The sequence below is a fragment of the Bradyrhizobium sp. USDA 3650 genome (genome assembly GCF_054057395.1).
This window is the reverse complement of sequence record NZ_JBSRZG010000001.1, coordinates 4,937,597-4,952,317: the sequence shown is the minus strand read 5'-3', so window position 1 is coordinate 4,952,317 and position 14,721 is coordinate 4,937,597. Positions and strand designations below refer to the sequence as shown.

11 protein-coding genes and 1 pseudogene are annotated in these 14,721 nt (G+C 64.3%); 8 read left to right on the top strand and 4 right to left on the bottom strand.

The genetic code is table 11. The features are described from left to right. Positions 1 to 37 precede the first annotated feature (37 nt). Entirely contained in the window at positions 38 to 853 is an 816-nt protein-coding gene (locus ACVIN2_RS23025; protein ID WP_456767289.1) for an acyl-CoA thioesterase, read from the top strand. A gap of 165 nt (positions 854 to 1,018) precedes the next feature. Here ACVIN2_RS23025 and ACVIN2_RS23020 read toward each other — a convergent pair whose 3' ends face one another. From ACVIN2_RS23020 to ACVIN2_RS23010, 3 genes and pseudogenes are all read right to left on the bottom strand, one after another. After that, positions 1,019 to 2,635, bottom strand: a complete 1,617-nt coding sequence (locus ACVIN2_RS23020; protein ID WP_456767288.1) for a phosphoenolpyruvate carboxykinase — start codon at positions 2,633 to 2,635, stop codon at positions 1,019 to 1,021. Positions 2,636 to 2,935: 300 nt separating this feature from the next. Beyond that, positions 2,936 to 5,531: pseudogene (locus ACVIN2_RS23015) on the bottom strand (CHAT domain-containing protein). 75 nt (positions 5,532 to 5,606) lie between these two features. Then, a complete protein-coding gene (locus tag ACVIN2_RS23010; protein ID WP_456767287.1) occupies positions 5,607 to 6,356 on the bottom strand; it encodes a HugZ family pyridoxamine 5'-phosphate oxidase in 750 nt (249 codons plus the stop codon). Between the two features lie 242 nt (positions 6,357 to 6,598). Between ACVIN2_RS23010 and ACVIN2_RS23005 the strand changes: the two genes are divergently transcribed. The 5 genes from ACVIN2_RS23005 to ACVIN2_RS22985 all read left to right on the top strand — a co-directional run bounded on the left by ACVIN2_RS23005 (position 6,599) and on the right by ACVIN2_RS22985 (position 10,607). Continuing rightward, a complete protein-coding gene (locus tag ACVIN2_RS23005; RefSeq protein ID WP_007597749.1) occupies positions 6,599 to 7,300 on the top strand; it encodes a response regulator transcription factor in 702 nt (233 codons plus the stop codon). Positions 7,301 to 7,416: 116 nt separating this feature from the next. Beyond that, positions 7,417 to 9,222 (top strand): stimulus-sensing domain-containing protein, encoded by a 1,806-nt coding sequence (locus ACVIN2_RS23000; RefSeq protein ID WP_456767286.1) that lies wholly within the window; start codon positions 7,417 to 7,419, stop codon positions 9,220 to 9,222. Positions 9,223 to 9,233: 11 nt separating this feature from the next. Then, the gene (locus ACVIN2_RS22995; protein ID WP_456769785.1) at positions 9,234 to 9,758 is read left to right on the top strand and encodes an HPr kinase/phosphorylase; all 525 of its coding nucleotides are present in this window, start codon (positions 9,234 to 9,236) and stop codon (positions 9,756 to 9,758) included. Between the two features lie 133 nt (positions 9,759 to 9,891). Next, positions 9,892 to 10,293 (top strand): PTS sugar transporter subunit IIA, encoded by a 402-nt coding sequence (locus tag ACVIN2_RS22990; protein ID WP_007597752.1) that lies wholly within the window; start codon positions 9,892 to 9,894, stop codon positions 10,291 to 10,293. Then, positions 10,290 to 10,607, top strand: a complete 318-nt coding sequence (locus ACVIN2_RS22985) for an HPr family phosphocarrier protein (protein ID WP_007604995.1) — start codon at positions 10,290 to 10,292, stop codon at positions 10,605 to 10,607. The genes ACVIN2_RS22990 and ACVIN2_RS22985 overlap by 4 nt, the downstream gene beginning before the upstream one ends. Before the next feature lie 15 nt (positions 10,608 to 10,622). Here ACVIN2_RS22985 and ACVIN2_RS22980 read toward each other — a convergent pair whose 3' ends face one another. Next, the gene (locus tag ACVIN2_RS22980) at positions 10,623 to 12,248 is read right to left on the bottom strand and encodes a glycosyltransferase family 39 protein (RefSeq protein WP_456769784.1); all 1,626 of its coding nucleotides are present in this window, start codon (positions 12,246 to 12,248) and stop codon (positions 10,623 to 10,625) included. A 126-nt stretch (positions 12,249 to 12,374) separates the two neighbouring features. Here ACVIN2_RS22980 and lepA point away from each other — a divergent pair, with 126 nt between their 5' ends. Beyond that, on the top strand, positions 12,375 to 14,186 hold the full coding sequence (gene lepA, locus ACVIN2_RS22975) for a translation elongation factor 4 (protein WP_456767285.1): 1,812 nt from the start codon (positions 12,375 to 12,377) through the stop codon (positions 14,184 to 14,186). A gap of 219 nt (positions 14,187 to 14,405) precedes the next feature. After that, positions 14,406 to 14,699, top strand: coding sequence for a hypothetical protein (locus ACVIN2_RS22970; protein WP_456767284.1), 294 nt, complete (start codon positions 14,406 to 14,408; stop codon positions 14,697 to 14,699). The last annotated feature ends 22 nt before the right edge of the window (positions 14,700 to 14,721 follow it).

Genomic DNA, 14,721 nt, shown 5'->3' with positions numbered 1-14,721 from the left:
GTGATATGACGTCCGTCATTGAACGCCGGATCGAACAATGCACGCCAAGCTCCCGCACCCTTTCGACGACGCCACCCGCGTCAGCGCCGGCGACTCCAGCTGGCAGGGGCACACCAGCGACGACTATTGGGCCTTTGTCGGCCCGTTCGGCGGCGTCACGGCCGCGACCATCCTGCGCGCGCTGATCGAGCATCCGGAACGTGCCGGCGATCCGCTGGCACTCACCGTCAATTATTGTGCGCCGATCGCGAAGGGGCCGTTCGATCTCGACGTGCGGCTGGTGAAGGCCAATCGCTCCAGCCAGCACTGGAGCGTCGAACTGTCGCAAGGCGGCGGCGAGGTCGCAACGCTCGCCACTGCCGTATTCGCCGAGCGCCGGTCGTCCTGGGAGCACAGGGTGGCGCAATATCCCGATGCAAAGCCGTTCGAAGAGACGATGCCGTTCCCGAAGATCGCGGCGTCCTGGGCCAACCAGTACGAATTCCGCTTCGTCGAGGGCGAGATGCGGATCGGCCCGCCCAAGCCCGAGCTCGCCAACACCTACTCAAAGCTCTGGATCAGCGATCGCGAGCCGCGCAAGCTCGACATGCCGTCGCTGATGTCGATGTCGGATGCCTTCTTCGGCCGAATCTTCCACGCGCGGCGCGAGCTTGTGCCGTTCGGCACGGTATCGCTGACGACGTATTTCCACACGGACAGCGAAGAGCTCGCGGCCGAGGACATCACCCGCGTGCTGGCGACCGCAGATTCAAAGATCATGCACAAGAGCTACGCCGACCAGAACGCCGAGCTGTGGTCGCCGAACGGAAGGCTGCTCGCGACCACGACGCAGATCGCCTATTTCAAGGCTTAGCTGCTCCCGCAAGTTCGTCATTGCGAGCGCAGCGAAGCAATCCAGACTGTTTCCGCGGAGGGATTCTGGATTGCTTCGCTGCGCTCGCAATGACGGTGGAGAGACATCTCGAAAAGCAAAAGGGCGGCCTCGCGGCCGCCCTTTCGAATTTCAAACGACGCAAGCTTACTCCGCCGCGAGCTTCACGTCCGGTGCAGCGGCGCGGACCTCGGCGTCGACCTGGGCTTCGAACTTGGCAAAGTTCTTCTGGAACATGCCGACCAGCGCGCGGGCGGTCTTGTCGAACTCGTCCTTGTCCTTCCAGGTGTTGACCGGGTTGAGGATCTCGCTCGGCACGCCCGGCAGCGCGGTCGGGACCGCGAAGCCGAAATATTTGTCGGTGCGGAATTCGACGTTGCGAAGCGAGCCGTCGAGCGCAGCGGTCAGCAGCGCGCGCGTCACCTTGATCGGCATGCGCGAGCCGGTACCGTATTTGCCGCCGGTCCACCCCGTGTTGACCAGCCAGCAGTCGACATTGTGCTGGGCGATCAGGTCGCGCAGCATGTTGCCGTAGACGCTAGGATCGAGCGGCAGGAAGGGCGAACCGAAGCAGGTCGAGAATTCCGGCTGCGGCTCGTTGCCGAGACCACGCTCGGTGCCCGCGACCTTGGCGGTGTAGCCCGAGAGGAAGTGATACATCGCCTGCGCCGGCGAGAGCTTGGCGATCGGCGGCAGCACGCCAAAGGCGTCGGCGGCGAGCATCACCACGTTCTTGGGCTGCGGCGCGCGGCCGGTGCGCGAGGCGTTCGGGATGAATTCGAGCGGATAGGCCGAGCGGGTGTTCTCGGTCTTGGAGCCGTCGTCGAAATCGACCACGCGGGTGTCTTCGTCGAGCACGCAATTCTCGAGCACCGCGCCGAAGCGGGTCGAGGCCGCGTAGATCTCGGGCTCGGCTTCCTGCGACAGCTTGATGCACTTGGCATAGCAGCCGCCTTCGAAGTTAAAGACGCCGTTCGGGCCCCAGCCGTGCTCGTCGTCTCCGATCAGCGTGCGGTTCGGATCGGCTGACAGCGTGGTCTTGCCGGTGCCGGACAGGCCGAAGAAGATCGCGGCATCGCCCTTGGCCCCGACATTGGCCGAGCAATGCATCGGCATCACGCCGCGCTCGGGCAGATAGTAGTTCAGCGTGGTGAAGACCGACTTCTTCATCTCGCCGGCATAGTAGGAGCCGGCGATCAGCACGATCTTGCGGGCGAAATCGATCGCGACGACGTTCTCCGACTTGCAGCCATGGCGCTTCGGATCGGCGCGGAAGCTCGGCATGTCGATGATGGTGAGCTCGGGCACGAACGCCGAGAGCTCGATCGCCTCGGGACGGATCAGCAGCGTGCGGATGAACAGCGAGTGCCACGCGAGCTCGGTGAAGACGCGGGTCTTGATGCGATAAGCCGGATCGGCGCCGCCATAGAGGTCCTGCGCGAACAGCGACTTGCCTTCGGCGTGCTTGAGGAAGTCCTGGTAGAGCGTCTCGAACTGCTCTGCGGTGATCGACTGGTTGCCGGCCCACCACATCTTCTTGTCGGTGGTGGCGTCACGCACCGTGAATTTGTCCTTGGGGCTGCGGCCGGTGAACTCGCCGGTGTCGGCGCAGAGCGCGCCATCAGCCGACAGCACCGCCTCGCCCGCGGAGAGCGAGTATTGATAGAGTTGCGGCGCACCGAGGTTCCAGTGAACCTGCTTGAGATTCTTTAAGCCGAATTTGTCGGCGCCGAAGGCACCGTTGCGCACGCCCGTCTCTTGCACGAAAAATCCTCCTAGAACCCACTCAGCGCGATCATGCTTGGCGCCGCCGCGGTCACCGTGATTACAGGCCGTCCGGCCTCGGTTGGAACGACCTAATACTGATGAACGCTGGCGTTGCCAAGCTGATCCCTTAGGATTTGGTTTATTCAAGGACCGCGCCAAACGTCGCGCATGTCAGCTCTGAGCAGGCGCATCAAAAATCAACAATGATCGCGCAACCAAATAGGCGTTTCGGCGTTTCCCGAGGTTATTGCGACGCACAACGCCGAATACAGTCTCGATGAAATTTCCAAGCCCACCCTATCTTACCGCGCCTTCGCCGATGAGCGCGAACGGCCCCCCACATTGCAGGATAGGCGTTGCGCGGTGACGAGGTGTCGTCAACATAGGTTAACATTGCGCGGCGCAAGGCTTCGGCACGCCCTATTTTTGGTTCGTTTTTGAGCAGCTCGAAAGTCATCGTGGTCAGGCGTGTGGCAGCTTCCGAATCCACGGCCCAATGCGAGACCAACAGTGCGCGCGCGCCGGCATAGAAGAACGAGCGCGCCAGTCCCGACAGGGCCTCGGCGCCCGGCTTGTCGCCCGCGATGGTGTTGCAGGCCGACAGCACAACCCAATCCGCATTGAGCTTGAGCTGAGCGACTTCACTCGCGGTGAGCAGACCATCGTCGAGCTCCGTGGGCTGATCGGGAATGGAGAGCGCGAGCGAGGGCTCGCCGAGTCCCTTGATGTCGCCGGCAACGAGGCCGTGGGTCGCAAAGTAGATGATGCCGTATTGAGCAAGCGCTGCACGCTTGAGCGTCGTCTCGCTGGCGTCGCGGCCGAGATGAATATCGGCCGCGGCAGCCCCGACATCCCGGGCCACCGCGTTCAACTCATCGGCGGTGTCGGGCAGTTGCGGCAGCGCCTGCGCAAGCCGCGCGCGATCGACGCCGGCACCGCGCCAGAAATCACTATAGGCGATGGTCGCGATGCTGCGCGCGGCGACCTTGCCGTTCGCGGCGCGCCGCTCGGCGGTCCCTTCCAGTGCAGGATTGAACACGGGATCGCCGAAGCCGGTCATCGGCTTCACGCTTTCGTCCCGGCGCGCGAAGGCGCGCAGCGATTTCAGACTGACCACCGAGGGCAGCACCGAGACAGCCTGGCGCCGCAGCAGCCAGGCGGCGCCGCGATAGCCATCGAGCGTGTCCGGGATCGCAGCCTGCGGCTTCTCGGTGACGAGCAGATGAAACGGCAATGCGGTCAGCGCAGCCGACGGCACCACCAGCAGGCTGCGCTTGTCCTTTGTCAACGCCTCGACCGGACCGAGCAGCGCGACATGGAGTTCGTTGGCGAGCGCGAGATCGAACAGGCCTGACTTGCCTGAGGCATCGCGCGCCTTGCCGACGTCGAGTCCCTTGCGGAATGCGGTCACCTTCTGCGTCAGCGCATCCGCGCCGAGTGGAATGGCCTTCCAATCGACGCCCTCGCGCGTGATCGCGATGACATAGCTCTGCCTGTCAACGACGGAGTAGAGCACCATCGCCTCGTCGGCCGACAGCAGCGACTGGATGTCCTTTGCCGTCAACGGCAGAGGATTGGAGAGCGACGCGTAGTCGGGAAACTCGACCGCGAGCGTTTTCTGCAAGCCCACACGCTCGTTGGCAATCGTTGCAATCCGCGCCCGGCTGCGCTGCTCGGTCGCGAGATCGCGTTGCGCGGATTGCTTCGACACCGCCGTGACGATCGCCTTGTCGAGTGCCTCGGACTCAGCTGCGAGATCCTGGTCCCGGCGCACCAGCTCGGCGAGGCGGTCGCTGCCGGCGGCAAGCCGAACCGCGAGCTTGTTCACGGCGGACGCCGCGGACGATTGTGTGCCGCGCTGGATCGCGGCGAGGGCCTCGTCCAGCGCCTTGTCGCCGGACAGCAGACCTTGCTGGCGTGCGGCAAAAAGGACCGGCAACACGACGCGCAGCTGGGCGCGATCGCCCCGAAGTGTCCTTTCCGCGAACGGCAATGCGTCCGCGGTGCGCCCGGCCACGTAGAGGAAATAAGCGAGATTGCTGGTCGAGGTCATGACGTCAGGATGATCGGGCCCAAGCGCATTTTCGCGGATGACCAGCGCGCGGCGATAGAGCGGCTCGGCGTCGCCGTAGCGCTGCTGGTGCTCGTAGAGGCCGGCGAGATTGTTCAGCGAGCGGGCGACGTCGGGATGATCCAGTCCCAGCACCTTCTCCCGGATCGCGAGCGAGCGCTTGATCGGAGCTTCCGCGTCCGCATCGCGGTTGAGATCGCGATAGACCTGGCCGAGATTGTTCAGGACGGTGGCCACCGCCGGATGCTCGGGTCCGCCGGCCTTCTGGTAGATCGCGAGCGCCCGCTGAAACAGCGGTTCGGCGTCGGCATAGTGCTGCTGCTTCACATAGAGCGTGGCGAGATTATTGAGGGACTGACCGACATCGGGATGCTCGCGCGACAGTCCCTTCTCGCGAACGGCGAGCGCGCGCCTGAACAACGGCTCGGCCTCGGCATAGCGGCTCTGCCGCTGGTAGAGCGCGGCGAGATTACTCAGTTCGGCGCCAAGCAGCGGGGTTTCGAGACCGAGCGATTTTTCCATCAACATGATGGCGCGCTTGTAGAGCGGCTCCGCCAGATCGTCGTGGCCCTGACCGGCATGAACCTGGCCGAGGTTGTTCAGCGCGGCGGCGAGTTCGCGACCGGTGTCGCTCTTCTCCAGGCTCGCGACCATGCCTTGCGCCAAAGGCAGTGCTTCCGAATATCTGCCGGCGCTCATGAGGGTGTTGATCCGCGCGCTCTCCGCGGCGAGACCTTTCTGGGCGACGCTGGGCGTGACAAGCGATGCGGTGATCGCGAGCGTCAAACCCGCAACCAGCGTCAGTCTATTCCATTCTGCCATGACGCTCTCGCCGCCGCCTTCTGACCGGTAACGGTACCGATCACGGACTTGGGTCGCTGCGATGGGCAGCAGCGTTCAATCTGTTGCGCTCTGGTCCATCCTGGTGCGCGCTTCGCCGGCGAGGCGAACCAGCATCTTGCGCAGCGCCGTGCCATCAGCGACCCGCTCCGGAAAATCCAGCCGCAAGGCGGTCTGGCCGTCCTGCATGTCCAGGCCCTCTGGATCGCAGCCGGTGCAGCGCCAGTCGCCCGCGGCAGCGCCCAGCAGTTTTGTTGCATAGAGCCCCATGGCCTCACGGTGGTCGGCATTCATGTGCTCCACCGCCCCCTCCTCCGCCGCCAGCAAGTCCTCGGCCCCCGTCAGGTCCGTGAGGAATTGCTCCGGCTTGAGATCGACGATCCGGCCGAAGCCGGCGACCAGATGGGTTCCCGTGGGCCGAATCCGGAAGAAGGAGAAATCCTTAAAGGAAACAAAAGCTTCCGCTGAGGGATGGGCATTGAGATACCGTCGCCGGAGCAGATCCTTGTCGGCATCGGCCGGCTCGGCATGGCCGGACAGCATGATTCGGGCACCTTCCAGCGGATCGCCCGCCGCGCGCTCGTCCAGCATCAGGGACACCCGGCTGTCGGCCAGGATGTTCCTGGTGTGCACGGCCAATGCCGAGATCAGCAGGATCGGAGAGCCATCCGGATGGCTGGCCAGATTGACCAGGGAGCAATAGGGATCGCCGCTGCCGGCCATCAACGTCGCCAGGGCCCCCTGCCGTGACCGCCGCAGCAGCGATTTGGCGAGCTTTCCGGGGTCGAAATCGGGGGTCGGTTGCATCGGCTTTCTCGGGTCAGGTGGTTGCATGGAGGGCCTTTTTTCGGGTAAACCGGGGCCCGGTTATGGGTCGAGATGCGGCGAATCTGCCGTGTTTCGTGGAACTTGGTCACACTTCAGCCTAGCTTGCATTGCTCGGTGACAAGGTTCGAATGCCAACATCGGCACCCATGTATGCGGCGCATCAGTGGATTGCTCGCCGTTTTCAAGCCACGACCCAAACGGAAAGCAGAAAGCAGAGGCTCATGCCCACAATCGCTTTGGTCGACGACGACCGCAACATTCTCACATCCGTCTCGATCGCGCTGGAGGCCGAAGGCTATCGCATCATGACCTATACCGACGGCGCCTCCGCGCTCGACGGTTTCCGCACCACCCAGCCCGATCTTGCCATCCTCGACATCAAGATGCCGCGCATGGACGGCATGGAGACGTTGCGCCGGCTGCGGCAGAAATCCGACCTGCCCGTGATCTTCCTGACCTCCAAGGACGAAGAGATCGACGAGCTGTTCGGCCTCAAGATGGGCGCCGACGACTTCATCCGCAAACCGTTCTCGCAGCGCCTGCTGGTCGAGCGCGTCAAGGCGGTGCTGCGCCGTTCGGCGCCGAAGGACCCGACCGTCACGCCGAAGGAGAACGACGCCAAGGCGCTCGACCGCGGCCTGCTGCGCATGGATCCTGAACGGCACACCTGCACCTGGAAGAACGAGCCGGTGACCCTGACCGTCACCGAATTCCTGATCCTGCAGGCGCTCGCGACCCGGCCCGGCGTGGTGAAGAGCCGCAACGCGCTGATGGACGCCGCCTATGACGACCAAGTCTATGTCGACGACCGCACCATCGACAGCCACATCAAGCGGCTGCGCAAGAAGTTCAAGGTGGTCGACAACGAGTTCGAGATGATCGAGACGCTCTACGGCGTCGGCTACCGCTTCAAGGAAGCCTGAGGCGCACGCGCCTCCACGAAAGACCGAGAGCATCGCCGGTTCTGATTCCATCGGCACCGGGATGGCTCTAGGATGCGGGGACCTTCGCACGAGCTGTCCTAACGCGGGCGTGAGCATTGCTTGACCGAACGCAGCCTGACGAGAACCAGAACGCCGAGGACCTCACCGCCCACGGCGCTCCGGATCAATTGGCCGAGGACAAGCCGGCCGTGCGGGGCTGGCGTCCGCTGAACTGGCTGAAGCGCGCCGGGCAATTCTTCTTCGCGCTGTCTTTCTCGAGCCTGACCCGCCGCATCGTCTCGCTCAACCTCGCCGGCTTGGTCGCGCTGGTGGCGAGCATCCTCTATCTGTCGCAATTTCGCGCCGGTCTGATCGACGCACGCGCGCAGAGCCTGCTGGTGCAGGCGGAGATCATCGCCGGCGCGATCGCGGCCTCCGCGACGGTGCAGACCAACGCCATCACCATCGATCCCGACCGGTTGCTCGACCTCAAGCCGGGCGAGACCTATGGCGGCTCGGACGAGTATTCCCCGCTGGATTTTCCGATCAATCCGGAGCGCGTGGCGCCGGTGCTGCGCACGCTGATCTCGCCGACCAAGACGCGCGCCCGCATCTACGATCCCAACGGCAGCCTGCTGGTCGACAGCCGCAGCCTCGATACCGTGGTGCGCTTCCCCCTGCCCTCGGTCGCCGCCGAGAAGCCAGGCATGGTCGAACGCGGCATGGTCGCGGTCCGCACCTGGCTCAATCGCGGCGACCTGCCGCTCTATCGCGAGCTCGGCCCCGAGAACGGCAATGGCTATGCGGAGGTGGGCGACGCGCTCCAGGGCCAGAAGCGCTCGATGGTGCGGGTCAATGCGCGCGGCGAGGTGATCGTCTCGGTCGCGGTCCCCGTGTTGCGCTCGCGCGCCATCCACGGCGCGCTGATGCTGTCGACGCAGGGCGACGACATCGACCAGATGGTCACCGCCGAGCGCCTCGCCATCCTCAAGGTGGGCGGCGTCGCCGCCGCGGTTATGATCATGCTGTCGCTGCTGCTCGCCAGCACGATCGCAGGGCCGGTCCGCCGGCTCGCCGACAGCGCCGAGCTGATCCGCCGCCGGATCAGAACCCGGGTCGAGATCCCCGACTTCACCCGTCGTCGCGACGAGATCGGCCATCTCTCCGGTGCGCTGCGCGACATGACCAGTGCACTCTACAGCCGCATCGAAGCGATCGAGATGTTCGCCGCCGACGTCGCGCACGAATTGAAGAACCCGTTGACCTCTTTGCGCTCCGCGGTCGAGACGTTGCCGCTGGCGCGCAACGAGAACAGCCGCGCGCGCCTGCTCGAGGTGATCGAGCATGACGTCAAGCGGCTCGACCGGCTGATCTCGGACATCTCCGACGCCAGCCGTCTCGATGCCGAACTGCAGCGCCAGGATGCGATCCCGGTCGACCTGCGCCGCCTGCTGACGACGCTCGTCTCCGTCGCCAATGAAACCAAGCTCGGCCATGACGTCGCGGTCGAAATGCGTTTCGAGGGCCGCGGCCCGACCGACAATTTCGCCGTGACCGGTCACGATTCGCGGCTCGGACAGATCGTCTCCAACCTGCTCTCGAACGCACAGTCCTTCTCCGAGCCCGGCAACAAGGTGCGCCTCACCTGCCGCCGCGTGCGCGGCGAGATCGAGATCGTGGTCGACGACGACGGCCCCGGAATCCGCGACGACGCGCTGGAGCGCATCTTCGAGCGCTTCTACACCGACCGCCCTCATCAGGGCTTTGGCCAGAACTCCGGCCTCGGCCTGTCGATCTCCAAGCAGATCGTCGACGCGCATGGCGGACGCATCTGGGCGGAGAACCGTCCCGGCCCGGCCGACGAGGACGGAGCGCCTGTTGTTGTCGGCGCGCGCTTCGTGGTGAGGCTGCCGGCGCTATGAGCCAAGGCAGCTTGGACGAAGGCGGCCCCAGCATTCACGCCTCGGCGGTCAAGGTTGGAGATCTGGCGGTACTGATCCGCGGGCCCTCGGGCTCCGGCAAGTCGCGCCTTGCCTTCGATTTGATCATGGCGGGGCGTAGCGGCGTGCTCGAAAGGGCCGTTCTGGTCGGTGATGACCGTGTCCATCTGGCGACACTCGGCCGCGAAATTGAGGTCCGCCCCGCCCCGGTCCTGGCCGGCCTGATCGAGATCCGGGGGCTCGGAATCCGCCGCTGCGACTTTGTGGAGCATGCGACCGTCGGCCTCGTGGTCGATCTGGACGCCGCGGATGCGGAGCGGCTGCCGCCGGCCGAATCCCTGAAAACAGTCATTTTAGGTGTCGAAATACCGCGAATTCCCATCGGCCGCGACTATTCGCCCCTCCCTCTGGTTGTTGCGGCCTTGACCACTACCAAGAGTTCATCTTCCGTTAACCCTTCAGGCGATTGTTTGAAGGGAAATGGTAACCATATGAACCCCACACTCGCGACCGAATAGACCGGCGCAGCTCCCCTTATCCATCCGTCTAGATTCAGGGAGATACGCAACATCCCCTCTTGCGCGGGGGCTCTGGATGGTCAAAGTGGCGCGTTCGTGCGGTGCACCAAAAGCGCCCGCGAGGAGTTTTCCGATGATTGGTCTAGTACTTGTGACCCACGGGCGCCTTGCCGACGAATTCAAGGCAGCGCTTGAACATGTCATGGGCCCACAAAAGCAAATCGAAGCGATCACGATCGGCGCCGAAGATGATTCCGATCTCTGTCGAAGCGACATCATCGAGGCGGTTAACCGCGTCGATTCCGGCGACGGCGTCGCGATCCTCACCGACATGTTCGGCGGCACGCCGTCCAACCTGGCAATATCCTGCATGAGCCGGCCGAAGGTCGAGGTGCTCGCGGGCATCAACCTTCCCATGCTGGTGAAGCTCGCCAAGGTGCGCGAGGAGCGTCCGCTCCCCGACGCGATCGCGATGGCCCAGGAAGCCGGCCGCAAATACGTCACCATCGCCAGCCGCGTCCTCGCCGGCAAATGAGCGACGAGGCGCCGCAAGCCGGGACGGGCGTGCCCGCGGGCGCGATCTCCAAGGACCTCCTGATCATCAACAAGCGCGGTCTGCACGCGCGGGCCTCCGCAAAGTTCGTCCAGGCCGTCGAGCGCTTCAGCGCGCAGGTCTGGGTGACGCGCGGCGGCGAAACCGTCGGCGGCACCTCGATCATGGGCCTGATGATGCTCGCCGCCGGTCCCGGCACCACCATCACGGTCGCCGCTGCCGGCGATGATGCCGAAGCCGCGCTGGCGGCGATCACCGAACTCGTTGAAAGCAAATTCAACGAGGAAGGGATTTAGGCGGCTTCGCCTCGATCAATTCCCCGGCGGCGCGATGTAGATGTTCCAGCTCATCGACGGACCGGCCTTGCCGTGGGTGAAACGGCGCGTCGTCATCACGATGCGCTCGGCGTTCGGCGCAACTTCGGACACCCATTTCTCGAACGCCGGCAGGCGACCGTCGGCCGGGTCGAACACGCCGATGAAGCCGTATCGCCTGACGTCATCGGGCGAAATCAATCCGGACCCCCAGGCTTCGAGCGGCGTGAACGCGGCCGGATGATCCGGGCTGTAGAACACCATCGGCTGGATCGACTCCATGGTGCCGGCGACGACCGCCCAGCGCGAGGCGAAGCGCGCGTGCCAGGCCTGCGTCAGCTCGCGCGCGAGATCCGAGCGCGCGCCGTAAGTCGCCGTGTTGCCGGCATTGGCCGCCATCTCGCGCGCGGCGATCCAGGGCGAGGCAGCGAGCGTGGCGACGCTGAGCACGAGCCAGATCGCGACAATGTTGAACAGCGCAGCACTCTGCACCCGCAACGCGGGGATCGCGACCAGAGCGAGCGGCACCAGGAAGAACAGCGAGATGCCCCAATCGGTCTTCATGTAGATGCTGAAGGCGAGCGCGCCGAGCGCGGGGCCGACCGCGACGATGATCTGGATAATCCAGACGTTGCGCGCCTGCGAAAGGTTCACGCTCGCATTCGCGCCGCGCGCCCAGGCCCGCGTGACGATGCGCCAGGGCGAACGCAGGAGCAGCCTGAACCAAGGCGGCACCAGCGCCATCGCCAGCGCGGCCAGCGCCACCGGCAATGCCAGCAGCGCGACATTGTGCAAGGCATAGCCGGCCACGAGCTGATGCACCTGGCCGCTGTCCTCGAGGCTGTAGGTGTCGCCGGCATAGGTCAGCGGCAAGAAATGCGCGTCCGCCAGCCAGACGATGTGCGGGATCATCGCCACCACTAGCGTCGCGATCGCAACCCATGGCGCCGGCGACGCCATGAACCTCATTCGCTCCGGATGGATCAGCGCGGCAAGCCCGATGGCGCCGATCATGGTCAGCACCCAATATTTGGTCATCAGCGCCAGCGCGCCGGCGAGGCCGAGCAGGACTCCGGATTGCCAGCTCCGCTTCTCGAACGCATTGAGATAAGCGAGCACGAGGAGCGGCAAGGTGACGAGCTGGAGCAGGTCGGGATTGTACTTGAAGCCCTTGAAATTGAAGATCGGGTAGAGCGCGACCATCACCACGACCAGGAACGCGCGCCGCGCATCCACCACGCGCAGCGCAATGAGCCAGCAGATCACCATGCCGGTGCCGACGGTCGCCATCGCCAGCGCATAGGTCGCCCAGTCCGTCGGCGGGAACATCGTGAACCAGAGGCCGGCGACCCAACCCGACAGCGGCGGGTGCTTGCCATAACCCCAGAGGAATTTCTGCCCCCAGCCCCAGGCTTCCGCGACGTCCATGTGAACGTCCTGCGCGGCCTTGAGATTGATCAGGATGAAGGTCCAGAGCACCGCATGCAGGATCGCGAGCTGGATCACCAGCCACAGGCGCGCCTCGGGGCGGGTCGCGCTGGCAACCAGCCAGGCCCGAAAGCGGGCATAGCTCACCCGGGTCTTCGCGCTGGCTCGGGCGGACGGGATCGAGGTCGTGGACATGGGCCTGGACATCAGGCGTTGCGTAGCGCGTTTCGGGCCTTCGTGGAATCAGCTTGGCGTGAACAAAGGCCCTGAAAATACAGCAATATGGTTGCCGCACGGGGGTGTGAGTGGTATCCCGCGCCCATGACGACCGTCCCCATTTCCAACATCCGCAATTTCTCCATCGTCGCCCATATCGACCATGGCAAATCGACGCTGGCCGACCGCCTGATCCAGATGACCGGCGGCCTCACCGACCGGGAAATGGCGGGCAAGGAGCAGGTGCTCGATTCCATGGACATAGAGCGCGAGCGCGGCATCACCATCAAGGCGCAGACGGTGCGCCTCGCCTACCGCGCCAAGGATGGCAAGGATTACATCTTCAACCTGATGGACACGCCCGGCCATGTCGACTTCGCCTACGAAGTCTCGCGGTCGCTGGCGGCCTGCGAGGGTTCCCTGCTGGTGGTCGACGCCAGCCAGGGCGTCGAAGCGCAGACGCTCGCCAACGTCTACCACGCGCTCGATGCGGGGCATGAGATCGTTCCGGTCCTGAACAAGGTCGACCTTCCCGCCGCAGAGCCGGAGAAGGTCAAGCAGCAGATCGAGGACGTCATCGGCATCGACGCCTCCGAGTCCGTGATGATCTCTGCCAAGACCGGCCTCGGCGTGCCCGATGTGCTGGAGGCGATCGTCACCCGCCTGCCGCCGCCGAAGGGCGACCGCGACGCGACGCTGAAGGCGTTGCTGGTCGACAGCTGGTACGACGTCTATCTCGGCGTCGTGGTGCTGATCCGCGTCGTCGACGGCGTCATGAAGAAGGGCAGCCGGGTCCGCATGATGGGCACGGGTGCTGCCTATGACATCGAGCGCGTCGGCTTCTTCACCCCGAAGATGACGCAGGTCGACGAGCTCGGCCCGGGCGAGATCGGCTTCATCACCGCCGCGATCAAGGAAGTGGCCGACACCCGCGTCGGCGACACCATCACCGACGACAAGAAGCCGGTCACCGAGATGCTGGCGGGCTTCAAGCCGGCCATTCCCGTGGTGTTCTGCGGCCTGTTCCCCGCCGATGCCGATGACTTCGAGACCTTGCGCGCGGCGATGGGCAAGCTGCGCCTCAACGATGCCAGCTTCTCCTACGAGATGGAGACCTCGGCCGCACTCGGCTTCGGCTTCCGCTGCGGCTTCCTCGGGCTGTTGCATCTGGAAATCATCCAGGAGCGTCTGTCGCGGGAATTCGATCTCAACCTGATCGCGACCGCGCCGAGCGTGATCTACAAGATGAGCCTCACCGACGGGCAGGAAATCTCGATTCACAATCCTGTCGACATGCCTGACGTGGTCAAGATCGCGGAGATCCAGGAGCCCTGGATCGAGGCCACGATCCTCACCCCCGACGAATATCTCGGCAGCGTGCTGAAGCTGTGCCAGGACCGCCGCGGCGTGCAGAAGGAGCTGACCTATGTCGGCTCCCGCGCCATGGTGAAATACGATCTGCCGCTCAACGAGGTCGTGTTCGACTTCTACGACCGCCTGAAGTCGGTCTCCAAGGGCTACGCCTCGTTCGACTATCATCTCACCGACTACAAGCCGGCCGATCTGGTCAAGATGCAGATCCTCGTCAACAACGAGCCGGTCGACGCGCTCTCGATGCTGGTGCATCGCACCCGCGCGGAGGGGCGCGGCCGCGCCATGGTCGAGAAGATGAAGGATTTGATCCCGCCGCACATGTTCCAGATCCCGATCCAGGCAGCGATCGGCGGCAAGGTGATCGCGCGCGAGACGGTGCGCGCACTGCGCAAGGACGTCACCGCAAAGTGCTACGGCGGCGACATTACGCGTAAGCGCAAACTTCTGGAGAAGCAGAAGGAAGGCAAGAAAAAGATGCGGCAGTTCGGCAAGGTCGACATCCCGCAGGAAGCTTTTATTGCCGCGCTGAAGGTGGATAGCTGAGGCGAACGCCTCGCCCGGCTCGAGCGAGACGACACAGGTCCGGTTCGGGACCTTTAGGGCCGGACAATAAAAAAGCGCGAAAACAACCCCATGCACAGTAGCCGGCCCTTTGTCGGCATTGGGTTTTTTCGAGCTTCCGATTTTACGAAACCTGTTTGACTCGTCGGGCAAAACAGGGGCATGATGGCGTCATGGCAGCGATGCGATCGACAGGCCGCGATGTCCCATCAAACCAGCCCAATCACGCTCGTACTCATGGCCCGAATACCGGCAGAGGGTATCGCGGACTTTCGAGCCTACGAGCGCGCGGTTCTGCCGCTATTGCCCGAGTTCAACGGACGTCTGGACCGTCGGCTTCGAACTCCGGATGGCACCATCGAGATGCACATCGTCAGCTTCGCATCCGATCAGGACTTTCAAAACTATCGGAATGACCCTCGGCGGACAGGTCAAGCCTCGTTGCTGGAAAAATCAGCAGCCAAGCTGGAAGTGTTTCCCATGGCGGACGTCTGAGGGACCTCACGCGAGGTCTTCG

Excerpts from the sequence above, each read along its gene's own strand:
- ACVIN2_RS23025 (WP_456767289.1), top strand. The coding sequence starts at position 38 with ATGCACGCCAAGCTCCCGCACCCTTTCGACGACGCCACCCGCGTCAGC.
- ACVIN2_RS23010 (WP_456767287.1), bottom strand. The coding sequence starts at position 6,356 with ATGCAACCGACCCCCGATTTCGACCCCGGAAAGCTCGCCAAATCGCTG.
- ACVIN2_RS23005 (WP_007597749.1), top strand. The coding sequence starts at position 6,599 with ATGCCCACAATCGCTTTGGTCGACGACGACCGCAACATTCTCACATCC.
- ACVIN2_RS22990 (WP_007597752.1), top strand. The coding sequence starts at position 9,892 with ATGATTGGTCTAGTACTTGTGACCCACGGGCGCCTTGCCGACGAATTC.
- ACVIN2_RS22985 (WP_007604995.1), top strand. The coding sequence starts at position 10,290 with ATGAGCGACGAGGCGCCGCAAGCCGGGACGGGCGTGCCCGCGGGCGCG.
- ACVIN2_RS22980 (WP_456769784.1), bottom strand. The coding sequence starts at position 12,248 with ATGTCCACGACCTCGATCCCGTCCGCCCGAGCCAGCGCGAAGACCCGG.
- lepA (WP_456767285.1), top strand. The coding sequence starts at position 12,375 with ATGACGACCGTCCCCATTTCCAACATCCGCAATTTCTCCATCGTCGCC.
- ACVIN2_RS22970 (WP_456767284.1), top strand. The coding sequence starts at position 14,406 with ATGTCCCATCAAACCAGCCCAATCACGCTCGTACTCATGGCCCGAATA.